We start from the raw sequence: 3,965 nt of genomic DNA, 5'->3' as shown, positions 1-3,965 counted from the left end.
CCAGTTCCTGGCCAATATCCGCGACTGCGATGCCGTGGCCTTTGTCGCGCGCTGCTTCGTCGATGACGACATCACCCACGTCGAAAACCGCATCGACCCGATCTCGGACCTCGAAATCATCGAGACCGAGCTGATGCTGGCCGATCTCGAAAGCCTCGAGAAACGCGTCAACAACGTCGAGAAGAAAGCCAAGGGCGGTGACAAGGAAGCCCAGCAGACCCTGCGTCTGATCAATCTGGCCCTGACACCGCTGCGCGCCGGCAAGCCCGCCCGCGTCGCGCAGGTGGACAAGGAAGACGAGAAGGCGTGGCACATGCTGCAGCTTCTGACCTCCCTGCCCGCCCTGTACGTCGCCAACGTCGATGAAGCTTCGGCTGACAAGGGCAACGAACTGTCCGATCTGGTGGCCAAGCGCGCCGCCGAGGACAATGCCAACTCGGTGGTCATCTCGGCCCAGATCGAGTCGGAAATCGCTGTCCTCGACGACGAAGAGCAACGCGAGTTCCTGGAGACCCTCGGCCTTGAAGAGCCGGGCCTGAACCGCCTGATCCGCGAAGCCTACAAGCTGCTGGGCCTGCAGACCTACTTCACCGTAGGTCCGAAGGAAGCCCGCGCATGGACCATTCCGGTCGGTGCCACCGCCCCGCAAGCGGCCGGCGTGATCCACACCGACTTCGAGAAGGGCTTCATCCGCGGCGAAACCATCGCTTTCGATGACTATATCGCCCTCAAAGGCGAAGCCGGTGCCAAGGAAGCGGGCAAGATGCGCGCAGAGGGTAAGAGCTACATCGTCAAAGACGGCGACGTGATGCACTTCCTGTTCAATAACTAAGCCAAAATGCAGGGCGGTTAGAAAATCTGACCGCCCTTGCAGAAAATCTGAAATCTAATTCCCTTGCGGACATTGCCATTCCCCTAGATGAACAGCGTCATCCAAGCTGTACACTCTTCGGGGAAGCCATGAAGTTCGACACCCTTGCCCTGCACGCGGGCTATACGCCGGATCCGACGACCAAGTCGGTGGCCGTGCCGATCTATCAAACCACCAGCTATGCGTTTGATGACACCCAGCACGGGGCGGACCTGTTCGACCTGAAGGTCGCGGGCAATATCTATACCCGCATCATGAACCCGACCTCGGATGTGCTGGAACAGCGTCTGGCGGCACTGGAAGGCGGGGTTGCGGCCCTGACCGTAGCGTCCGGCATGGCGGCGATCACCTATGCCATCCTGACGCTAGCCGAGGCTGGCGACAACATCATCGCCACGGGGGCCCTGTATGGCGGCACCTATAACCTGTTCGCCCACACCCTGCCCCAATACGGCATCGAAGTGCGCTTCATCGACGCCGACGACATCGCGGCAGTGGCGGCAAACACCGACGCGCGCACCAAGGCCGTCTTCTGCGAGTCCATCGGCAACCCTCTGGGCAATGTGGTGGACTTTGCCGCTCTGGCCGATGCCGCCCACGCGCAAGGTCTGCCGCTGATCGTCGACAACACCGTGCCGACTCCCTATCTGACCCGCCCGATCGAGCATGGTGCCGACATCGTCGTGCATGCCCTGACCAAATATATCGGCGGCCACGGCAACTCTATTGGCGGTGCTGTGATCGATGGCGGCACCTTCCCGTGGGGCAAACACAAAGAGCGCTTCCGCCGCCTGAACGAGCCAGAAGTCAGCTATCACGGCGTTGTCTATACCGAGGCCTTTGGTCCGGCGGCCTTTATCGGTCGGGTGCGTACAGTTCTGCTGCGCAACACCGGCGCGGCGATTTCTCCGTTTAACAGCTTCCTGATCCTGCAAGGGCTGGAGACACTGGCCCTGCGCATGGATCGCCATGTCGAGAACGCCACCGCCATCGCCAAATGGCTGAAGGCCCACCCGAAGGTGGAATGGGTCAACTATGCGGGCCTTCCCGAACATAACGACCACGCCCTGATCCAGAAATATTTCGGCGGCAAGGCGTCGGGTCTTCTGACCTTTGGCGTTAAGGGCGGCCGCGAAGCCGGTGCCCGTTTCCAGGATGCCGTCAAAATCTTCACGCGACTGGTCAATATCGGCGACGCCAAGTCGCTGGTCTGCCACCCCGCCTCGACCACCCACCGCCAGCTATCACCTGACGAACTGAAGAAGGCCGGTGTGACCGAAGATACCGTGCGACTGTCCGTCGGCATTGAGCATATCGACGACCTGATCGGTGATCTGGAACAGGCGCTGGCCGCCGTCTGACACGCGAATCCTTTCGTCAAAAATACTGGCCCCGTCGCGCTTTGCGTGGCGGGGCCTTTTCAATTCCCGATTTTAAAAATCCATCCATTTCATAGATTTATAAATTAAGATTGATTCTGATAATCATTCTCAGTAATTGCCTTTCGTCATTCAAAACCAAGGCACATTCGATGCGCTCAAAACTCCTGCTGTCGGTGGCGGGTCTCGCCCTCACAGCCGTCGCGTCCCCCGCACTTTCGTCCGAAGTCACTGATCTGGATACTCCGGTTGTCCTGTCCCCCATCAGCGTGGTGGGCACCCGTACCGAACGCGCCGTGGACACGGTTCCCGCCAGCGTCAGCGTCATCACCGCCGAGACCATCGAGAACAACCTGGTCACCGACATCAAGGACCTGATCCGGTTCGAGCCGGGCGTCAGCGTCCCGACCAGCCCCGCCCGCTTCTCGGCCGCCCTGTCGGGCGCCGGTCGAGACGGCAACTCGGGCTTCACCATTCGCGGCATGGGCGGCAACCGCGTGCTGATCATCCAGGACGGCGTCCGCGTGCCGGACGGCTTCGCCTTCGGTGCACAGGCGGTGGGGCGCGGCGGCTATAACGACCTGGACCTGGTCAAGTCGGTTGAGATCCTGCGCGGCCCGGCCTCGGCCCTCTATGGCTCGGACGGCATCGCCGGCGCGGTGAGCTTCACCTCCAAGGACCCTTCGGACTTCATCGCCAGCGGCGAGAACTTCGGCGCCCGCGCCCGGGTCGGCTACAACTCGGCCGACGACGGCTGGACCGAGGGCCTCGCACTGGCGGGTCGTACGGGCTCTCTGTCCGGCCTGTTGGCCTACACCCGCCGCGACGCCCATGAGACCGAAAACACGGCCGAGGTCGGCGGCACGGGCTCTGCCCGCACCCAGCCCAACCCGCAGGAATTCGCCTCGAACGCCATCCTGGCCAAGCTGGTCTGGGAGGCCAACGCCAACCATACGATTCGCCTGACCTATGACCACTTCGATCAGGACATGGAGGGCGATGCCCTAAGCAGCTATTCGGCGACCGTCATCGGCCTGACCGCCCACGACGAGACCCAGCGCGACCGCGTCAGCCTGGGCTGGCGGTTCAACGACGTCTTCGGTCTGGATGACGGCTCGGTCTCCTCCTACTGGCAGGACGCCACGACGCGCCAGTTCACCTATGAAGACCGCACGCCGGCGGTCGACCGCACCCGCGACGTCACCTTCGACAACAGCGTCTGGGGAATGGCCGCGCAAGGGTCCAAGACCTTTGGCGGCGAAACCGTCCAGCACCGCGTCACGGTCGGCGGCGACTGGTCGCGCACCACCCAGGAAGGCCTCCGCGACGGCACGGCGCCACCGATGGGCGAACCCTTCCCTGCCCGCCCCTTCCCCAAGACCGAATACGACCTCGCCGGTCTGTTTATCCAGGACGAGATCGAACTGCTGGGCGGACGCCTCAGCATCATCCCGGCCCTGCGCTACGACTGGTACGAACTGACGCCCAAGGCCGACGCCCTGTTCCCGGCCCCGTCGGCGGGTCAGAGCGACAGCCACCTGTCGCCCAAGATCGGCGCCATCTACTGGGTCGACGACCACTTCAGCGTCTTCGCCAACTACGCCCAGGGCTTCAAGGCGCCCTCGCCGATGCAGGTGAACAACTTCTTCGCCAACCCGGTCTTCGGCTATGAATCCATTCCCAACCCGAACCTGACGCCGGAAACGAGCGAGAGC

Annotated in this window: 3 protein-coding genes; all 3 read left to right on the top strand. The window is 62.6% G+C overall.

Features of this window, described 5'->3' with window-relative positions:
* A partial coding sequence (gene ychF / locus RSB01_RS13705) for a redox-regulated ATPase YchF (RefSeq protein WP_332625698.1) occupies positions 1-832 on the top strand: 832 nt, incomplete at its 5' end.
* 128 nt (positions 833-960) lie between these two features.
* Complete coding sequence (locus RSB01_RS13700) at positions 961-2,232, top strand: aminotransferase class I/II-fold pyridoxal phosphate-dependent enzyme (RefSeq protein WP_332590470.1); 1,272 nt, start codon at positions 961-963, stop codon at positions 2,230-2,232.
* A 170-nt stretch (positions 2,233-2,402) separates the two neighbouring features.
* Positions 2,403-3,965 (top strand): TonB-dependent receptor (locus tag RSB01_RS13695; protein ID WP_332625696.1); only part of this gene is annotated, 1,563 nt, incomplete at its 3' end.

The sequence above is a fragment of the Brevundimonas sp. genome (assembly GCF_036659295.1).
GTDB lineage: Bacteria > Pseudomonadota > Alphaproteobacteria > Caulobacterales > Caulobacteraceae > Brevundimonas.
Note: the sequence above shows the minus strand (reverse complement) of the source record. Positions and strands in the feature narration are given on the sequence as shown.